Genomic DNA, 17,656 nt, shown 5'->3' with positions numbered 1-17,656 from the left:
CGGGGGTCTCCTTCCGCGCCCAGCCGATCCCCGCCCCCCTCATGAAGATCCGTCCGAACGCCCTGAGCGCCGCCTTGTGGCTGGCGCTGCCCATGGCTGCCAGTGCCGCTGCCTCCGCCGCACCCGATGCCGCGCCCGACGCGCGCGAGTTCGACCGCGTGCAGGTCACCGCCACCCGCACCGAGCGCGCGCTCAGCGACGTGGCCGCCACCGTCGATGTGATCGACCGCGAGCAGCTCGACGATCACCTGGTGCGCGACATCAAGGACCTGGTCCGCTATGAGCCGGGCATTTCGGTCACCAGCAGCCCGGCCCGCTTCGGCTTGGGCGGCTTCCGCATCCGTGGCCTGGACGCCAACCGCGTGCTGATCCAGACCGACGGCATCGCCATGCCGAAGGCCTTCGCGATCGGCAGCTTCTCCGATGCCAACCGCAACTTCACCGACCTGGAGACGCTCAAGCGGGTCGAGATCGTGCGTGGCCCGGCCAGCGCCCTGTACGGCTCGGACGCGCTCGGGGGCGTGGTCGCCTTCGTCACCAAGGACCCGGCCGATTACCTCAGGGACGGCAAGGACAGCTACGTCGGCCTGAAATTCGGGTACGACGGCCAGTGGAAGGGCCTGTACGGCGGCGCCACCACCGCCTTCGGCGGCGAACGCTGGAGCGGCATGGTCAACATCAACCACCGCCAGGGCCAGGAAACCGAGAGCAACGGCGACGTGCGCAGCACCAACAGCACCCGCACCGCCGCCAACCCGCAGGACCGCGATGGCCGCAGCCTGCTCGGCAAGCTGGTCTTCGCGCCCAGCGAGGACCAGCGCTTCAAGCTGACCGTGGAAGGCAACGAAGACAGCGTGGACACCAACGTGTTGTCCTCGGTCGCGCCGACCACCGCGGCGCCGCCGTCGGCCACGACCACCACCGCGATGAAGGCGCACGACCACCAGACCCGCGCCCGCGTGTCGTTTGCCCACCAGATGGACAACCTCGGCCAGGCCTTCGCCGATGACCTGTCCTGGCAGATCTATCGCCAGGACAGCGAGACCACCCAGCGCACCGTCGAAGATCGTGGCCGCGGCGCGACCGCCAGCCTGCGCGATCGCACGTTCAACTTCGACCAGCGCGTGTACGGCCTGCAGGCCGTGCTGCACAAGGGCCTGCAGACCGGCACGGTCGAGCATGACCTGACCTACGGCGTCGAAGGCACCTGGACCGACACCCGGCAGAAGCGCGACGGTTACCAGGTATCGGCCAACGGCACGGTCAGCAGGACGATCCTGCCCGACACCTTCCCGGTCCGCGATTTCCCGATCAGCAAGACCACCGAGCTGGGCCTGTACGTGCAGGATGAAATGCGCTTCGCCGACGGCCGCGTGTCGCTGGTGCCGGGCGTGCGCGTGGACCACTACGAACTGCGCCCGGACGTGGACGGGATCTTCGGCACCGACAATCCGGGCGTGGCCGTGTCCGACCTGACCAAGACCAGCGTGTCGCCGAAGCTGGGCATGGTGTGGCGCTTCGCCGACCAGTGGTCGCTGTTCGCCGGGTACGCACACGGGTTCCGGTCGCCGCCGTACAACGACGTCAACCTGGGTTTCACCAACGTGATGTTCGGCTACACCGCCATCCCCAACCCGGACCTCAAGCCGGAAACCAGCGACGGCCTGGAACTGGGCGTGCGCTTCAGCAGCCCGGCCGCCTACGTCAGCGTGAGCGGCTACTACAACGACTACAAGGACTTCATCGAGTCCCAGCGCCAGGTCGGCATCAACAGCCAGGGCCTGATCGTGTTCCAGTCGCAGAACGTGGCCGATGCGGAGATCTACGGTGCAGAGCTGAAGGCCGGCGTGGATGTCGGCCAGCTGAGCAGCGCGCTGGAAGGCTGGTCGTTGAACAGCGCGGTGGCCTGGTCGCGGGGCCAGAACAAGACCGAGGACGTGCCGCTGGAGTCGATCGACCCGCTGCGCGCCACCGTCGGCATCGCCTTTGATCGCGACACCTGGGGCGTGGAACTGGCCGGCACCTTCGCCAGGCGCAAGGACCGCCTGCCGCCGGCTGTCGGTGCCAGCGCACCGTTCGCCCCGGCCGGTTACGGCGTGCTGGACCTGATGGCGCACTGGGAATTCGCCCCGGGCGCGAAGCTCAACGTGGGCGTATTCAACCTCGCCGACCGCACCTACATCGATTACTCGGCGATCACCACGGCGCTGGCCACCAACAGCACCGTGATCGACCGCTTCACCAACCCCGGCCGCACCGTGTCGGCCAATCTCTCCGTGAGCTGGTAGCCCTATGAGCCGCGCCCTGTCCGCATTGCGATCGACCGACCCGGCAGTATTTCCCGGTCGCCTTCCCACCGCGCGGCAGCTGGCGTCCCTGGGCACCGTGCTGTGCCTGTACCGCCCGGACAGCAGTGAACTGGGCGGCTGGAAACACGCCGTCTCCGCGCACGCCTGCCAGGGCATGGACAGCGAAGGCATCCGCGAGAGCCTGTGCTTCGCCGACGCGCGCGGCCGTTGCTGCTGGCGGCTGTACCTGCTGCCCGACAGCGATTTCCTGGCCTGGGACCGCCTGGTCTCGGCCTTCCCCGCGCGGCCGGAACCGGTCAACGACGGCGGCGTGGCCGAACGCCTGTGGCGCCGCCTGGCCACGCGCCTGGGCGCCGAACCGTGGCGGATGTGCGCCTTGCGGCTGCACGCAGGCGATGGCCAGGGGTTGTCGGCCAGCCTGGCCGCGTTGTCCTCGCTGGGGGCCAGTGCCGCGCGCCGCATCGCCCACGTCGAGGGCGCCGACGGCGAGCTGTGGATCGACGACTGCTGCTGCGCCTCGGCGGCACGCCTTGCGCCGCTGCGGCGTGATCCCACCGAGGCGCCGTGGGTGCGGTTGTGATCGGCCCCGGGATTCTTGATCGGCCAGCGATGGCCAGAACGTTCTGCACGCCACTCCTGAAGGAAACCAGATGACATTCCAGACCGCCAGCGTAGCGATCCTGCTTGCCAGCAGTGCGGCCGCCTACGCCCAGCCCTCCACGGTGCAGCGCGACCACGACAGCATCCTGGCGATGAAGGGGGAATACGTGGTCGATTTCGCCTTCGACGAAACCGTCCTGCTCAAGCCGGGTTACGAGCGTGCGCCGGCCGTGCGCAGCGGTGGCAACGAGGTGGTGATCGTGGTCGAGGACACGCCCACGCGCGTGGTGCTGCAGCACCTGCTGGTGGATGCCAAGAGCGGCCACGTCACCAAGCATTGGCGACAGGACTGGGTCTACCAGGCACCGAGCCGCTTCGAGTTCAGCGCCGACCAGACCTGGCAGGTGCGCGCCATCCCGGCCGCGGTCAATGCCGGCGCGTGGACCCAGTGCGTGTATGAAGTAAGCGACGCGCCGCGCTACTGCGGCACCGGCAAGTGGGCCTACGACCATGGCGTGGCCACCTGGACCAGCGACCTGAGCTGGCGCCCGCTGCCGCGTCGCGAGTACACCCGGCGCAGCGACTACAACGCGCTGGCGGTGATCAACCGGCACACCCTCACGCCCAACGGCTGGACCCACGAGCAGTTCAACACCAAGATCCTGCGCAATGCCGACGGCAGCCAGCAGGAAATCGCCCGCGAGTTCGGCTTCAACGATTACAACACAACCACCGAGGTCGACTTCAAACCCGCCTACGACTACTGGGCGGCAACGTCGGGCTACTGGGCCAAGGTGCGCCAGCGCTGGGACGGTTTCCTCGGCCAGGCCCCGGGCGTACACCTGAAGACCAAGCTGGACGGCATGGCGATGATCATCCCGTTGTTCACCCAGGCCCAGGACATCCAGGACGGCAAGCCGGTCAAGGACGCGAAGATCGACGCGGTGTTCAAAGAGTGGGTGGAGAAGGCGCCCGCCGACCCCGCCCGGTAGAGCCGAGCCACGCTCGGCTGCCAAAGCTGCAGGCCCGGTAGAGCCGAGCCATGCTCGGCTATCAAAGCTGCAGGCCGGGTAGAGCCGAGCCATGCTCGGCTGCTCTTCCTCGATCACCGCCGTAGCATCCGGCGAAAGAGGAACGTTGCTGCCGAGCATGGCTCGGCACTACCGAATCCGACGCACCCGCGCCCCACCGCATGGCTCGGCACCACCGCATCCGACGCACCCGCGACCCTTCGCGTGGCTCGGCCCTACCGAATCTGCAGGCCGGGTAGAGCCGAGCCATGCTCGGCTGCTCTTCCTCGATCACCGCCGTAGCGTCCGATGACAAAGGAACGTTGCTGCCGAGCATGGCTCGGCACTACCGAATCCGACGCACCCGCGCCCCACCGCGTGGGTCGGCACCACCGCATCCGATGCACCCGCGACCCACCGCGTGGGTCGGCCCGACGGAATCTGCAGGCCGGGTAGAGCCGAGCCATGCTCGGCTGCTCTTCCTCGATCACCGCCGTAGCGTCCGGCGAAAGAGGAACGTTGCTGCCGAGCATGGCTCGGCACTACCGAATCCGATGCACCCGCGACCCACCGCGTGGCTCGGCACCACCGCATCCGATGCACCCGCGCCCCACCGCATGGCTCGGCACCACCGCCTCCGACGCACCCGCGCCCCACCGCATGGCTCGGCCCTACCAAATCTGCAGGCCGGGTAGAGCCGAGCCATGCTCGGCTGCTCTTCCTCGATCACCGCCGTAGCATCCGGCGGAAGAGGAATGTTGCTGCCGAGCATGGCTCGGCACTACCGCATCCGATGCACCCGCGCCCCACCGCATGGCTCGGCCCGACGGAATCTGCAGGTCGGGTAGAGCCGAGCCATGCTCGGCTGCTCTTCCTCGATCACCGCCGTAGCGTCCGGCGACAGAGGAACGTTGCTGCCGAGCATGGCTCGGCACTACCGACGCTGACGCCCCGGCGCGCATCGCCCTCACACCTCGCGCAGTGCCAACGCCGGCGGCGTATGCAGGATGCGCCGCGTGCCCCACCAGCCGGCCAGCATGCTCAATGCAATCCCGATCGCGCCGCCGGCCAGCAACGGCGCCCACGGTGGGCTCAGCGTCAGCTCGAACACCTGCCGGGCCACCACGCTGCCCAACAGCGCCGCCGTGCCCACCGCCAGCAAGGCCGACAGCAGTCCCAGCGCACCGAACTCCACCAGCACCGCCCCGCGCAGCTGGGTGCGCGTGGCGCCCAGCGTGCGCAGCACCGCGCTGTCGTAACGGCGCTCGCCGGCGGTGGCCTGCAGCGCGGCCAACAGCACCAGCACGCCGGCGAGCAGGCTGAAGCCCATCACCAGCTGCACCGCCTGGGTCACCCGGTCGACCACCTCGCGCACCCGCTGCAGGATGCCGTCGATATCCAGCAGCGAGATGTTGGGCTGGTCGCGGGTCAGCGCCGCCAGCTGCGGTGCCTGCGCGCGCGGCAGGTGGAAGGCGGTGATCAGGTTGTACGGCGCATCACCCACCGCGCCTTCGTTGAGCAGCAGGAAGAAGTTGACCCGGAACGAATCCCAGTCGGCCTTGCGGATGCTGGTCACGGTGAAGCTGCGTTGCTGGTCGCCCATCTGCAGGGTCACCGTGTCGCCCAGCTTCATGCCGTAGCGCTCGGCCCAACCCTGTTCGATCGAGGCCTCCGCCGCGGTGCTGTCGGGCGTCCAGTAGCGACCGCTCAACAGGGTATTGGCCGGTGGGAAGTCATGCCGCCAGGAGAAATTGACCGGGCGGTTGGCGTCATCGTCATCGTTGCTGTTGTCTTCGCGTTGCTGGCGTTGCGGCGGACGGTCGTTGACCGCGAGCAGGCGCCCGGTGCTGAACGGCTCGATGCCCGGGGCCACCACCCCCAGCCCCTGCAGGGTGTTCAGCACCGTCGCGCGCTGCTCGGGCTGGATGTTCATCAGGAAGTAATTGGGCGTGTCCACCGGCAAGCGGTCGCGCCACTGCGCGAGCAGGCCCGGGCCGATCACCGACAGCAGCAACAGCGCGCACAGCGACAGCGACAGGCCCACCAGCTGCATCACCGCCAGCCCACGGCGGCGCGTAAGCGCGGCCAGGCCCAGCTTCCAGCGCCCGCGCAGGCGCGGTTGCAGGCCGCGCAGCAGCCACAGCAGCAGCGCGCCCAACGCCCCGGCCAGGGCCGCCAACGCGGCCAACCCGCCCAGCACCCAGGCCGCCAGCTTCACGTCGCCGGTGGCCTGCACGGTCAGCGCCACCGTGGCGGCCAGTGCGGCCAGGTAGACCAGCAGCGAGCTGGGCGGCATCGCCGCGAAACTGCGGTTGAGCACGCGCATCGGCGGTACCCGGCGCAGGCGCAACAGGGGCGGCAGGCCAAAGCCCAGCAGCAGGACCAGGCCGATCCCGGCGCCGGTCAGGGCCGGGGTGGCCTGCGGTAGCGGCAGCCGGTTGGGGATCAACCCGCCCAGTGCCTGCACCAGCCCGGCCTGGGCAGCCATGCCCAGCCCGATCCCGACCAGGCAGGCCGGCACCGCCAGCATGACCAGTTGCAGGGCCATCGCACTGAGGATGTCGCGCTGGCGTGCGCCCAGGCAGCGCAGGATGGCCACCTGGTCGATCCGGCGCAGGGCGAAGCGGTTGGCGGCCAGCGCGGTGGCCACGCCGGCCAGCAGCACCGCCAGCAGCGCCGCCAGCGACAGGAAGCGCCCGGCCAGGTCGAACGCACCGCGCACCCCACGCTGGGTGTCGGCGATGCCGACGATGCGGTAGCCCTTGGCCTGCGGTGCCAGCCACGCGCGGAAGTCGGCGATCGCGGCCGGTGGGCCGGCGAACATCATCCGGTAGGAGGCGCGGCTGCCCGGTCCGAGCAGGCCGGCCGCGTCGACGTCGGCGCGGTTGACCAGCAGCGGCGGCGACAACTGCATCAGCTCGCCGGAGGTATCCGGCTCGGCCTGCAGCACCCGGGTGACGGTGAGGCGGCCGGCACCGAACTCCAGCGCATCGCCCACCTTCAGGCCCAGCGCCTGCATCAGCCGGGGATCGGCATAGGCCTGGCCGGCGGGAGGCGTGGTCGCAGCCTCGGTGGCTCCCCCCTGCAGGCTGCGGTTCACCAGCAGCTGGCCACGCAGCGGGTAGCCTGCGCTGACCGCCTTGATGTTGGCCATCTGGCTGGCATCGCCATGGAACAGCACGCTGGGGAAGCTGACCATGCGCGTGTTGGCCAGCCCGCGTTCGCGCGCGGCCTCGGCGAAGGCGGCCGGGATGTCGTCGCGCGCGTTGAGCCCCAGGTCGCCGCCGAGCATCTCCGCGGCGCTGCCGGTCAAGGCCAGGGTGACCCGGTTGACCAGCGTGCCGACCGCGGTCATCACCGCCACGCCGAGCACCAGCGCGGCGAAGACGGTCAGCAGGTCACCGGCCAGGAACTCGCGGCGCAGCGCCCGCGCGGCATGCTTGACGACATTCATGCGGGCACGCCGGACGGGCTGTCGACCAGCCGGCCGCCGTCGAGGCGATAGACGCGCTCGCAGCGCTGCGCCAGGCGCAGGTCGTGGGTCACCAGCACCAGGGTGGTATCGCTGGTGGCGTTGAGCGCGAACAGCAGGTCGCTGATCTGCTGGCCGGTGGCCTGGTCCAGGCTCCCGGTGGGCTCATCGGCGAACAGGATCCGCGGCCGCGCCACGAACGCCCGCGCCAGGGCCACGCGCTGCTGTTCGCCGCCGGACAACTGGCGCGGGTAGTGGCGTGCCCGGTGGGTCAGCCCGACCTGCTCCAGCACCTCGCGCACCCGCGCCGGGTCCTCGCGCCCGGCCAGTTCCAGCGGCAGGGCGATGTTTTCTTCGGCGGTCAGCGCCGGCAGCAGGTGGAAGCTCTGGAACACGAAGCCCACCTCGCGCGCGCGCAGCTGGGCGCGCGCTTCCTCGTCGAGCGTGTTGAGGTCGGCCCCGGCCAGGGAGATCTGCCCGCGGCTGGGCAGGTCCAGTCCGGCCAGCAGGCCGAGCAGGGTGGTCTTGCCCGACCCGGAGGCACCGACGATGGCAATGCTCTCTCCTTCATGGACGGTCATGCCGATGTTGTCCAGTATGTGGACTTCACCCTCCGGGCCACGCGCGGATTTGCCCACATCCAGGGCGGCGATGGCGACGGGAGCGCTGCGGGGGGACGGGCTGTCGATGAGGATTCTCCAATGTACGCAACGATAGGGAAGGGACGCGCGGCCGCGATGGTGTGGCTGCTGGCATGGTTGCTGCTGGCGCCGGTGCTGGCCTGTGCCAAAGGTGCCGACACGCGCGCGGCGGTGCTGGTGGTGGGGGACAGCCTCAGTGCCGCCCACAATATCCCGGCCGAATCGGGCTGGGTGAACCTGCTTCAGCAGCGGGTTAAGCAACAGGTCAAGCCGGTGCCGACCATCGTCAACGCCAGCATCAGCGGCGAGACCAGCGCCGGGGCGCTGACCCGCCTGCCGGCGCTGCTGGCCAGGCACCAGCCCTCGGTGGTGGTGATCGAACTGGGGGGCAACGATGCGCTGCGCGGGCTCAACCCGGCGCAGTTGCGCGGCAACCTGGAAAAGATGATCGTGGCCAGCCAGAAGGCCGGGGCCAAGGTCCTGCTGCTGGGCATCGACGTGCCGCCGAACTACGGCCCGGCCTATCGCCAGCGCCTGAAGGAGGTGTATGCCGGGCTGGCCAGCCAGTACAAGGTGGCGCTGCTGCCGTTCTTGTTGGACGGGGTGGCGTTGCAGCCGGCGCTGATGCAGTCCGACGGCCTGCACCCCACCGCGGCGGCCCAGCCGAAGGTGCTGGACAACGTCTGGCCGCACCTAAAGCCCCTGCTCTGATCCGCGATTCGATTCCATGTGAGCTACTTCACACCGCCTCCACCGCCGATACGGCATGTTTCACAAAGCTGAAGAAAGAGGGAATCCCATGCGTCAGACAAAGGAGACCTCCGGCCTCGTGCTGGTGGTCGAGGACAACCGCAATATCTCCGAGATGATCGGCGAGTATCTGGAAGGCCGCGGGTTCGAGGTCGATTACGCCCAGGACGGGCTGGACGGCTATCGGCTGGCGGCGGAGAACAGTTATGACGTGGTGGTGCTGGACCTGATGCTGCCGCGACTGGACGGCATCGAAGTCTGCCGCCGGCTGCGCAATGACGCCCGCAAGTCGACCCCGGTGCTGATGCTGACCGCGCGCGACACGCTGGACGACAAGCTGACCGGCCTGGGCTTCGGCGCCGACGATTACCTGACCAAGCCGTTCGCGATCCAGGAGCTGGAGGCACGCCTGCGTGCGCTGATCCGCCGCGAGCGTCGCCAGGTCGGGTCGGAAGTGCTCAAGGTCGCCGACCTGGTGCTCGACCCGGTGAGCATGCGGGCCACCCGCGCCGGCACCGAGCTGCAGCTGTCGCCGATCGGCCTGCGCCTGTTGACGATCCTGATGCGCGAATCGCCGCGCGTGGTGACCCGCCAGGAAATCGAGCGCGAGATCTGGGGCAACGGGTTGCCGGATTCGGACACCCTGCGCAGCCATCTGTACAACCTGCGCAAAATCATCGACAAGCCGTTCGACCGTCCGCTGCTGCACACCGTGCAGAGTGCCGGCTACCGCATTGCCGATATCGCCCAGCCGATGAGCTGACGCGGATCCTCGTGGCAGGCGCATGAGCGGAGGGGTCCTGCGGGGCCCCGATCGAGACGACGGCCCGGCCCCTGCCGGGTCGTTGTCGTTTTTTGCACGATGGAATCACGGCGCGCTTTCCTATAATCGCCGCGAACCGCTCTGGATCCCGTAATGCCGCACGGTCTGCCGCGCAAGATACGCATCGTCTTCATCCTCCAAGCCGTGCTGGCCAGCCTGGGCATCCTGCTGGGCGCCTGGCTGGTGTCGCTGGTGATCAAGCACAGCCTGGTCAGCAGCGCGCTGAAGGAAGAGGCGGCGTACTACTGGCAGCTTTACGATGCCTCGCCGATGCAGCCGCCGCCGAACACGCAGAACATCCGCGGCTACCTGCTGGAGACCGGGCGCTCGCCGTTGAACCTGCCGGCCAACCTGCGCGCGCTGCCGCCGGGCTTCCATGAACTGAAGGCCGACGATCAGCTGGTGCTGGTGGATGCACGCCCGGAGGGGCGCTTGTACCTGGTGTTCCTGCGCTCGCGCGCAGAGATGCTGGCGTTCTGGTTCGGCATCGTGCCGGTGCTGCTGACCTTGCTGGCGGTGTACGGGGTCACGTGGATCACTTACCGGGCGTCGAAGCGGTTGGTGTCGCCGGTGAACTGGCTGGCGCGGCGGGTGTCGCGCTGGAACCCGGGGCATCCGGAGGCGTCCGACCTGGCCCCGGACAAGCTGCCGGCGGACATGCAGGGCGAGACCCGGCAGTTGGCGGCGGCGCTGCATTCGCTGGCCACCCGGGTGACCGCGCACGTGGCGCGCGAGCGCAACTTCACCCGCGATGCGAGCCACGAACTGCGCACGCCGCTGACGGTGATCCGGGTGGCCAGCGACATGGCGCTGGGCGATCACGAGTTGTCGCCGCGGCTGCAGCGCAGCCTCAACCGCATCCAGCGCGCGGGCCGGGACATGGAAGCGGTGATCGATGCGTTCCTGATCCTGGCGCGCGAGGCGGACGTGGAGCCGCAGGTCGAGCTGTTCGACGTCAACGAGATCGTGCGCTACGAGGTGGACAACGCACGCGAGCTGATGGCGGGGCGGCCGGTGGAGATTTTCCTGCACAGCGTGGGCCCGGTGCAGTTGCATGCGCCGCCGCGGGTGCTGCAGGTGGTGGTGAGCAATCTGCTGCGCAATGCCTGCAGCTACACCGACGAGGGGCGCATCGACGTGGATGTGCTGGAGGACCGCGTGGTGGTGCGCGATACGGGGATCGGCATGTCGGCCGAGGCGTTGAGCCGGGCGTTCGAGCCGTTCTACCGGGCCGAGCCGACGCGGCCGCAGGGCACGGGGCTGGGGTTGTCGATCGTGCGGCGGTTGTGCGACCGGTTCGGCTGGAAGGTAAGTCTGGACAGCGCGCTGGGGCAGGGCACGCAGGCGGCTGTGTTGTACCGGTAGGGAGAGCGTCAGGGCCACGGCGGAGGGTTCTGGCCGGGGGCCGCGGCCTCACCCACCCCGGCCACCCCTCGGCAAACCCGCGTCCGCCGTTGCCTCAATCGCACGTCACCTTCGGCGCCAACGCCTTCCGCCAGATCGCATACCCCTCTGGCGTCATGTGCAGCATGTCCTCGCGGAACAGCGCCGCGCGCGGCTGCGCATCGCTGCCCAGCATCGGCGTGTAGATATCCGTGTAGCCCGTGTTCGGCAGCGTGGCCAGCGCCGCCTTGATCATCGCGTTGGCCTCGTTGATCGCCGGCAGCAGGTTCGCGCGCGACGGACTGGGCTTGATCGAGATGTACTCCACCGTCGTCTCCGGCAGGTCGCGGTGCACCCGCTGCACGAACGCCAGCACATCGTCGCGCACCTGCACCGCGCTGCGGCCGCTGTTGAGATCGTTGTCGCCCGCGTAGAAGAACACCTTGCACGGCGCGTACGGCACCACGATCTGGCCCGCATACCAGGTGCTGTCACGCACCTCCGAACCGCCGAAGCCGCGGTTGAACACCGGCTGGCCGGGGAAGTCGGTGGCCAGCGTGTCCCACATCCGGATTGACGAACTGCCGATGAACTCGATGCCGCCGCGCGGTGGCGGGCTGGCTGCGTCGGCCTTGGCGAAGGCCGCCATGTCCTGCGCCCAGGCCACGTTGGATACCTGGGCCGGCACGTGCGGTGCGGGCGGCGGGGACAGGGCGGCGGCGGGCAGGGTGGCGCCCAGCGCCAGGGCCAGCAACAGGGGGCGGGTGCAGCGGTAACGCATCGGCAGGCTCCTCGGCTTGGCGCCATGTGCGGCGCCCGGATGGGGTGACGCCCCATCATAGAAGCTGCCACCGCCGCCTGCTTTACCCGCCGTGGCGGGCGCCCGGCGCTGCCCACCGGGCCCATTACCACGCCCGCCCGCCCGGCGCCTTCGACGATCCCCCGGCGGGCTTGTGGCAAAATGACGGATTGCCTGCCCATTCAGCCATGCCCATGACCCCTCGTCGCGCGCTGTTCCCCTCGTCCCGGCCCGCGCCGCAGCACGGAGCGTGCGTCCGTGGCTGATGAAATCGGGCACATGCCGCGCGGCCCCAAGCGCATCTTCAAGGCCGCGGTGTGGTCCTGGCAGGGCCTGCGGGCGGCCTGGCTGCATGAATCCTCGTTCCGCCTGGAGGTCTACCTGCTGGTGGTGCTGGCCCCGCTGGCGCTGTGGCTGGGCCAGACCCCGGTCGAGCGCGCGCTGATGATCGGCTCGATGCTGCTGGTGCTGGCCATGGAACTGGCCAACTCGGCCATCGAAGCGGTGATCGAACGCTATGGCAGCGAGTTCCACGAGATGGCTGGCCGCGCCAAGGACATGGGCTCGGCGGCGGTGTTCGTGCTGATGATGAATGTCCTGCTGTGCTGGGCCCTGGTCCTGCTGCCACGCCTTTTCTGAGCTGCCCCCGGCTCATTTCCCCTTGTAAGGATCCCCGTCCATGTCCCTTGAGTTGCTGTCCGACCCGAATGTCTGGTTGACCCTGTTCACGCTGAGCGCCCTGGAAATCGTGCTCGGCATCGACAACCTGGTCTTCATTTCCATCGCCGTGAGCAAGCTGCCCGAAGCGCGCCGTCCGTTCGCGCGCAAGCTCGGCATCGCGGTGGCCTGCATCACCCGCATCGCCCTGCTGGTGTCGCTGGCCTACCTGGCGCACATGGAAGCCAACCTGTTCACCGTGGCCGGCATCGGCATCTCCATCCGCGACCTGGTGCTGATCCTCGGCGGCCTGTTCCTGATCATCAAGGGCAGCATGGAAATCCGCGAGCTGATCACCGGCGGCGAAGACGAAGACCCCACCACCACCAAGGCCTCGGCGGTGTTCGGCATGGTGATCGCGCAGATCGCGGTGATCGACATCGTGTTCTCGCTGGATTCGGTGATCACCGCCGTCGGCATCGCCGACCACGTGCCGGTCATGGTCGCCGCGATCCTGCTGTCGGTCGCGGTCATGCTGCTGGCGGCCAACCCGCTGGGCCGCTTCATCGACGCCAACCCCACCGTGAAGATGCTGGCCCTGGCCTTCATCCTGCTGATCGGCGCGGTGCTGATCCTGGACGGCCTGGGCGTGCACGTGCCCAAGCCCTACATCTACGCCGCGATGGGCTTCTCGGTGCTGGTGGAATGGCTGAACCTGCTGATGCGCCGCCGCGCCGTCGAACACCACGTGCCGGGTGCCGGCAACTGGTAAGCGGAAGCGGCATCGCAGACGCGCTGTCGCCCCCGCGTTACTGCGCACACCACAGGCCCCTTTCAGCATCACCCAGGCCCCCGCCGCGTCGCGGCAGCCCCCTTGCCCAGGGGGCCCAGGTGGTAACGCGGGCTTTACCGCAAACGTGGCATGCTCCGGGTCCCGTCCATCGAGATCCGGAGCCGGCCATGCGATCGTTCTCCCGTTTGTTGCTGCTGGCCGTGCTGGCCTCCCTGCTGTCCGGTTGCGGCTACAACGCCATCCAGCAGAAGGATGAGCAGGTCAAGGCCGGTTGGGCCGAGGTGCTCAACCAGTACAAGCGCCGCGCCGACCTCATCCCCAACCTGGTGCAGACCGTGGAAGGCTATGCCAATCAGGAACGCCAGGTGCTCACCGACGTGACCAACGCGCGTTCGCGGGTCGGCCAGATCAACGTCAACGCCGATGACGCCGAATCGCTCAAGCAGTTCCAGCAGGCCCAGGGCGAACTGAGCGGGGCGCTGTCGCGGTTGCTGGTGGTCACCGAGAACTACCCGAACCTGAAGTCCGACCAGGGCTTCCGCGACCTGCAGGCACAGCTGGAAGGCACCGAGAACCGCATCACCGTCGCGCGTGGCCGCTACATCCAGATGGTGCAGGACTACAACACCTACATCCGTTCCTTCCCGACGCTGGTGACCGCGAAGATCTTCGGCTATGCGGTCAAGCCTAACTTCACCGTCGAGAACGAAGCGCAGATTTCACAGCCGCCGGCGGTGAAGTTCGGGTCGCAGGCACCGGCGCCGCAGCAGCAGCCGCAGCCCGCCCCGGCGCAGTGACCCGGTGAACATGCACCTGCTGCGTTCCGTGCTGCTGCTGTGCCTGTGCCTGGCGATGCCGGCCTGGGCGCAGACCGACGCGGCGATCCCCGCGCTGACCTCGCCGGTGGTCGATACCACCGGCACCCTGGACGCGGCGCAGCGCCAGGCATTGGAGGCCCAGGCGCTGGCGTTGCAGCAGCGCAAGGGCAGCCAGCTGCAGATTCTGATGGTGCCCAGCACCGCGCCGGAGACGATCGAGCAGTACACCCAGCGGGTGTTCGAGCAGTGGCAGATCGGACGCAAGGGGGTCGATGACGGTGTCCTGCTGGTGGTCGCCAAGGACGACCGGCGGGTTCGCATCGAGCCGGGCTACGGCCTGGAAGGCGCCATCCCCGATGCGATCGCCAACCGGGTCATCCAGGAATACCTGGCGCCGCGCTTCCGCGCCAACGATTACGCCGGTGGCCTGGCCGATGCCAGCGCCGCGCTGGTCAAGCTGATCGATGGCGAGGCGCTGCCTGCGCCGGTCAGCACGCATCGCGACGCCGCCCCGGCGGGCGGCAACTGGACGATGGCGCTGGGCATCGGGCTGTTCGCCGGCATGTTCCTGCGCGGCGTGCTGGGCTGGCTGCCGCGCCCGCTGCGCGCGCTGTTGAGCGGTGCCGGTGCGGGCCTGGCTGCATTCCTGTTCACCTCGCTGGTGGTCGCCAGTGGCGCGGCTGCCGTGGTGGGCCTGCTGGTAGGGCTGACGTCGGCCGGCCGCGGCGGCGCGTTCGCCCGAAGTGGCGGTTGGGGCGGCGGTGGGTGGGGCGGTGGCGGTTGGGGTGGTGGCGGAGGCGGAGGTTTCGGCGGCGGAGGCGGCTGGGGCGGTGGGGGTGGACGTTCGGGAGGCGGTGGCGCCTCGGGAGGCTGGTGATGCGTTGGTGGCGCCATCTCTTCTCACCGTCGGTCCGCCGCACCTTCCCGCCGGCACGGCTCCAGGCCATCACCGAGGCCATCACTGCCGGCGAGCGTCGCCACGGCGGCCAGGTGATGTTCGCGGTGGAAGCGGACCTGCCACTGGCCGCGCTGTGGCAGCGGGTCAGCCCCCGCCAGCGCGCCGAACATGCCTTCGCCCAGCTGCGCACCTGGGACACCGAGCGCAACAACGGGGTGCTGGTCTACCTGCTGCTGGCCGACCATGCCATCGAGCTGGTCGCCGACCGCGGCCTGCGCGGCAAGGTGGGGGAGGCGCAGTGGGCGGACATCTGCGCCCACATGCAGCAGCGGCTGCACGACGGTGCGTTGCAGGACGCGGTGCTGCTGGCCATCGAGGAAGTCTCCGACCTGCTGGCCGGGCACTATCCGCCCGTCCCGGGGTCCAAGGCCGATGACCTGCCCGATACGCCCCAACTGCTGGGTTGAGGCCGGGCTTAGAATACCCGCTGACCTGCAAGGCATCGCCCATGATCTATCTCCACGACATCGACCCTATCGCCCTTTCGCTCGGGCCGATCAAGGTGCATTGGTACGGCATCATGTATCTGCTCGGCTTCACCGCCGCCTGGTGGCTGGGGCGCAAGCGGATCGCCGCCGGGCGCCTGCCGGGGGTGGATGCCAACGGTTTCTCCGACCTGCTGTTCTACGCCATGCTCGGCGTGGTCGTGGGCGGTCGCGTGGGCTACATGCTGTTCTATGCGCTGTCGGACTTCCTGCACAACCCGCTGATCCTGTTCAAGGTCTGGGATGGCGGCATGAGCTTCCACGGCGGCCTGCTCGGCGTGCTGTTCGCCTCGTGGTACTGGTCGCGCAAGCACCGCCTGCACCTGTTCGACACCATCGATTTCATGGCCCCGCTGGTGCCGCTGGGGCTGGGGTTCGGCCGCATCGGCAACTTCATCGGCGCCGAACTGTGGGGCAAGTACACCGACGGCACCTGGGGCGTGGTGTTTCCCAGCGGCCTGCCGGAGCCGCTCACCCAGCTGGACATGACCATGCTGCGGGCGCAGTTCGCCACCGGCGCGCTCAACGAATACGCCCGCCATCCCTCGCAGCTGTATGAAGCGCTGCTGGAAGGCCTGGTCATGTTCGTGGTGCTGTGGACGGTGTCGGCCAAGCCGCGCCACCGCTATGTCATCGCTGGCTTGTTCGCGTTGATGTACGGCGCGTTCCGCTTCGCGGTGGAGTTCGTGCGCATGCCCGACAACGGCCTCTACGTCGCCTTCGGCTGGCTGACCAAGGGCCAGCTGCTGAGCCTGCCGCTGATCGCCTTCGGCCTGGTGCTGCTGGCGTTGTCGCGCCGCGCCCCGGTGCTGCAGCCGGTGCTGCCGGCGCAGCCCGCCGGAGCCCGCGCATGAAACCCTACCTGGACCTGCTGCAGCACGTGCTGGACCACGGCACGGATAAATCCGACCGCACCGGTACGGGCACCCGCAGCGTGTTCGGCTGGCAGATGCGCTTCAACCTCGGTGACGGCTTCCCGCTGGTCACCACCAAGAAGCTGCACCTGCGCTCGATCATCCATGAGCTGCTGTGGTTCCTGAAGGGCGATACCAACATCGGCTACCTCAAGGACCACCAGGTGCGGATCTGGGACGAGTGGGCCGATGCCAACGGCGACCTCGGCCCGATCTACGGCAAGCAGTGGCGCAGCTGGGCCACTGCAGACGGCGGCAGCATCGACCAGATGCAGTGGCTGGTGGAGGAGATCAAGCGCAACCCGGACTCGCGGCGGCTGGTGGTCAGTGCCTGGAACGTGGGGGAGCTGTCGCAGATGGCGTTGATGCCGTGCCACAACCTGTTCCAGTTCTACGTGGTCGACGGCAAGCTCAGCTGCCAGCTCTACCAGCGCAGCGGCGACATCTTCCTCGGCGTGCCGTTCAACATCGCCAGCTACGCGCTGCTCACCCACATGGTGGCGCAGGCCACCGGGCTGGGCGTGGGCGATTTCGTGCATACCCTCGGCGATGCGCACCTGTACTCGAATCATGTCGAGCAGGCCCGCGAGCAGCTCGCCCGTGAACCGCGCGCGCTGCCCACCCTGTGGTTGAACCCGGACGTGACCGATCTGTTCGGGTTCCAGTTCGATGACATCCGCATCGACGGCTACGATCCGCATCCGGCGATCAAGGCGCCGGTGGCGGTGTGAGCGCGATGAAGCTGTCGCTGATCGCCGCGCTCGACCACGACCATGGCATCGGCCATGACAACCAGCTGCCGTGGCAGCTGCCGGACGACCTCAAGCGCTTCAAGGCGCTGACCCTGGGCAAGCCGATCCTGATGGGACGCAGGACGGCCGAGTCGCTCGGCCGCGCGCTGCCCGGACGGCCCAACCTGGTGCTGACCCGCAGCGGGCAGGTGCCGTTCGCGGGCATGCAGGCGGTGGCGTCGATCGAACAGGCGCTGCAGTACGCCCGCGAGGCCGGCGCGGACGAGTTGTGCGTGATCGGCGGGGGCGAGATCTACCGGCTGGCGATGGCGCAGGCCACCGACCTGCACCTGACCTGGGTGGATACCACCGTGCAGGCCGACACCCACTTCCCGCCAGTGGCAATGGAGCAGTGGATCGAGGTCGCACGCGAACACCACCCCGCCGATGCGCGGCATGCGCTGGCGTTCGACTTCGTGGATTACCGCCGGCGCTGAGTGCGATGGCGGTGCG

At 68.8% G+C, this 17,656-nt stretch carries 17 protein-coding genes; 14 read left to right on the top strand and 3 right to left on the bottom strand.

Annotated elements, in window-relative coordinates; all coding sequences use genetic code 11:
- The first annotated feature begins 80 nt into the window (after positions 1–80).
- The 3 genes from M2421_RS17560 (at position 81) to M2421_RS17550 (ending at position 3,901) form a co-directional block, all read left to right on the top strand.
- Positions 81–2,288 carry a TonB-dependent hemoglobin/transferrin/lactoferrin family receptor gene (locus M2421_RS17560; protein WP_259209311.1) on the top strand — a complete coding sequence of 736 codons (2,208 nt, stop codon included), beginning with the start codon at positions 81–83 and terminating at the stop codon, positions 2,286–2,288.
- A 4-nt stretch (positions 2,289–2,292) separates the two neighbouring features.
- Entirely contained in the window at positions 2,293–2,889 is a 597-nt protein-coding gene (locus M2421_RS17555) for a Hemin transport protein (RefSeq protein WP_259209152.1), read from the top strand.
- A 70-nt stretch (positions 2,890–2,959) separates the two neighbouring features.
- Positions 2,960–3,901: a DUF6607 family protein gene (locus tag M2421_RS17550; protein ID WP_259209150.1), complete on the top strand. Its 942-nt coding sequence runs from the start codon at positions 2,960–2,962 to the stop codon at positions 3,899–3,901.
- Positions 3,902–4,886: 985 nt separating this feature from the next.
- Here the strand turns inward: M2421_RS17550 and M2421_RS17545 are convergent.
- Both M2421_RS17545 and M2421_RS17540 read right to left on the bottom strand, forming a co-directional pair.
- A complete protein-coding gene (locus tag M2421_RS17545; protein WP_259209149.1) occupies positions 4,887–7,373 on the bottom strand; it encodes an FtsX-like permease family protein in 2,487 nt (828 codons plus the stop codon).
- Positions 7,370–7,972: an ATP-binding cassette domain-containing protein gene (locus M2421_RS17540; protein WP_259209146.1), complete on the bottom strand. Its 603-nt coding sequence runs from the start codon at positions 7,970–7,972 to the stop codon at positions 7,370–7,372. Before M2421_RS17540 ends, M2421_RS17545 begins: the two co-directional genes overlap by 4 nt.
- Positions 7,973–8,092: 120 nt before the next feature.
- On the opposite strand from M2421_RS17540, the gene M2421_RS17535 reads away from it, so the two are divergent.
- From M2421_RS17535 to M2421_RS17525, 3 genes are all read left to right on the top strand, one after another.
- Positions 8,093–8,743 carry an arylesterase gene (locus M2421_RS17535; RefSeq protein ID WP_259209144.1) on the top strand — a complete coding sequence of 217 codons (651 nt, stop codon included), beginning with the start codon at positions 8,093–8,095 and terminating at the stop codon, positions 8,741–8,743.
- Between the two features lie 88 nt (positions 8,744–8,831).
- The gene (locus M2421_RS17530; protein ID WP_019182442.1) at positions 8,832–9,545 is read left to right on the top strand and encodes a response regulator transcription factor; all 714 of its coding nucleotides are present in this window, start codon (positions 8,832–8,834) and stop codon (positions 9,543–9,545) included.
- Between the two features lie 153 nt (positions 9,546–9,698).
- A complete protein-coding gene (locus M2421_RS17525) occupies positions 9,699–10,970 on the top strand; it encodes a HAMP domain-containing sensor histidine kinase (protein WP_259209137.1) in 1,272 nt (423 codons plus the stop codon).
- 94 nt (positions 10,971–11,064) lie between these two features.
- Here the strand turns inward: M2421_RS17525 and M2421_RS17520 are convergent, their stop codons facing one another.
- Complete coding sequence (locus M2421_RS17520) at positions 11,065–11,769, bottom strand: SGNH/GDSL hydrolase family protein (protein ID WP_259209135.1); 705 nt, start codon at positions 11,767–11,769, stop codon at positions 11,065–11,067.
- A gap of 276 nt (positions 11,770–12,045) precedes the next feature.
- Between M2421_RS17520 and M2421_RS17515 the strand changes: the two genes are divergently transcribed.
- The 8 genes from M2421_RS17515 (at position 12,046) to M2421_RS17480 (ending at position 17,640) form a co-directional block, all read left to right on the top strand.
- On the top strand, positions 12,046–12,426 hold the full coding sequence (locus M2421_RS17515) for a diacylglycerol kinase (RefSeq protein WP_259209133.1): 381 nt from the start codon (positions 12,046–12,048) through the stop codon (positions 12,424–12,426).
- A 40-nt stretch (positions 12,427–12,466) separates the two neighbouring features.
- Positions 12,467–13,216, top strand: a complete 750-nt coding sequence (locus M2421_RS17510) for a TerC family protein (RefSeq protein WP_259209130.1) — start codon at positions 12,467–12,469, stop codon at positions 13,214–13,216.
- Between the two features lie 188 nt (positions 13,217–13,404).
- Entirely contained in the window at positions 13,405–14,034 is a 630-nt protein-coding gene (locus M2421_RS17505) for a LemA family protein (protein WP_259209128.1), read from the top strand.
- A 4-nt stretch (positions 14,035–14,038) separates the two neighbouring features.
- A complete protein-coding gene (locus M2421_RS17500; RefSeq protein ID WP_259209126.1) occupies positions 14,039–14,932 on the top strand; it encodes a TPM domain-containing protein in 894 nt (297 codons plus the stop codon).
- The gene (locus tag M2421_RS17495) at positions 14,932–15,420 is read left to right on the top strand and encodes a TPM domain-containing protein (protein WP_259209125.1); all 489 of its coding nucleotides are present in this window, start codon (positions 14,932–14,934) and stop codon (positions 15,418–15,420) included. The genes M2421_RS17500 and M2421_RS17495 overlap by 1 nt, the downstream gene beginning before the upstream one ends.
- A 41-nt stretch (positions 15,421–15,461) precedes the next feature.
- The gene (lgt, locus tag M2421_RS17490) at positions 15,462–16,352 is read left to right on the top strand and encodes a prolipoprotein diacylglyceryl transferase (RefSeq protein ID WP_259209123.1); all 891 of its coding nucleotides are present in this window, start codon (positions 15,462–15,464) and stop codon (positions 16,350–16,352) included.
- Positions 16,349–17,143 carry a thymidylate synthase gene (locus M2421_RS17485; protein ID WP_259209122.1) on the top strand — a complete coding sequence of 265 codons (795 nt, stop codon included), beginning with the start codon at positions 16,349–16,351 and terminating at the stop codon, positions 17,141–17,143. The genes lgt and M2421_RS17485 overlap by 4 nt, the downstream gene beginning before the upstream one ends.
- 5 nt (positions 17,144–17,148) lie before the next feature.
- Complete coding sequence (locus M2421_RS17480) at positions 17,149–17,640, top strand: dihydrofolate reductase (RefSeq protein ID WP_259209309.1); 492 nt, start codon at positions 17,149–17,151, stop codon at positions 17,638–17,640.
- Positions 17,641–17,656: the final 16 nt, after the last annotated feature.

Source organism: Stenotrophomonas sp. BIGb0135 (assembly GCF_024810105.1).
GTDB classification, from domain to species: domain Bacteria; phylum Pseudomonadota; class Gammaproteobacteria; order Xanthomonadales; family Xanthomonadaceae; genus Stenotrophomonas; species Stenotrophomonas maltophilia_AB.
Note: the sequence above shows the minus strand (reverse complement) of the source record. Positions and strands in the feature narration are given on the sequence as shown.

Bases quoted from the DNA above. Each gene is read 5' to 3' on its own strand.
- M2421_RS17545 (WP_259209149.1), bottom strand. From the start codon at position 7,373: ATGAATGTCGTCAAGCATGCCGCGCGGGCGCTGCGCCGCGAGTTCCTG.
- M2421_RS17540 (WP_259209146.1), bottom strand. From the start codon at position 7,972: ATGACCGTCCATGAAGGAGAGAGCATTGCCATCGTCGGTGCCTCCGGG.
- M2421_RS17495 (WP_259209125.1), top strand. From the start codon at position 14,932: ATGCGTTGGTGGCGCCATCTCTTCTCACCGTCGGTCCGCCGCACCTTC.
- lgt (WP_259209123.1), top strand. From the start codon at position 15,462: ATGATCTATCTCCACGACATCGACCCTATCGCCCTTTCGCTCGGGCCG.
- M2421_RS17525 (WP_259209137.1), top strand. From the start codon at position 9,699: ATGCCGCACGGTCTGCCGCGCAAGATACGCATCGTCTTCATCCTCCAA.
- M2421_RS17555 (WP_259209152.1), top strand. From the start codon at position 2,293: ATGAGCCGCGCCCTGTCCGCATTGCGATCGACCGACCCGGCAGTATTT.
- M2421_RS17485 (WP_259209122.1), top strand. From the start codon at position 16,349: ATGAAACCCTACCTGGACCTGCTGCAGCACGTGCTGGACCACGGCACG.
- M2421_RS17480 (WP_259209309.1), top strand. From the start codon at position 17,149: ATGAAGCTGTCGCTGATCGCCGCGCTCGACCACGACCATGGCATCGGC.
- M2421_RS17530 (WP_019182442.1), top strand. From the start codon at position 8,832: ATGCGTCAGACAAAGGAGACCTCCGGCCTCGTGCTGGTGGTCGAGGAC.
- M2421_RS17505 (WP_259209128.1), top strand. From the start codon at position 13,405: ATGCGATCGTTCTCCCGTTTGTTGCTGCTGGCCGTGCTGGCCTCCCTG.
- M2421_RS17510 (WP_259209130.1), top strand. From the start codon at position 12,467: ATGTCCCTTGAGTTGCTGTCCGACCCGAATGTCTGGTTGACCCTGTTC.
- M2421_RS17520 (WP_259209135.1), bottom strand. From the start codon at position 11,769: ATGCGTTACCGCTGCACCCGCCCCCTGTTGCTGGCCCTGGCGCTGGGC.
- M2421_RS17535 (WP_259209144.1), top strand. From the start codon at position 8,093: ATGTACGCAACGATAGGGAAGGGACGCGCGGCCGCGATGGTGTGGCTG.
- M2421_RS17550 (WP_259209150.1), top strand. From the start codon at position 2,960: ATGACATTCCAGACCGCCAGCGTAGCGATCCTGCTTGCCAGCAGTGCG.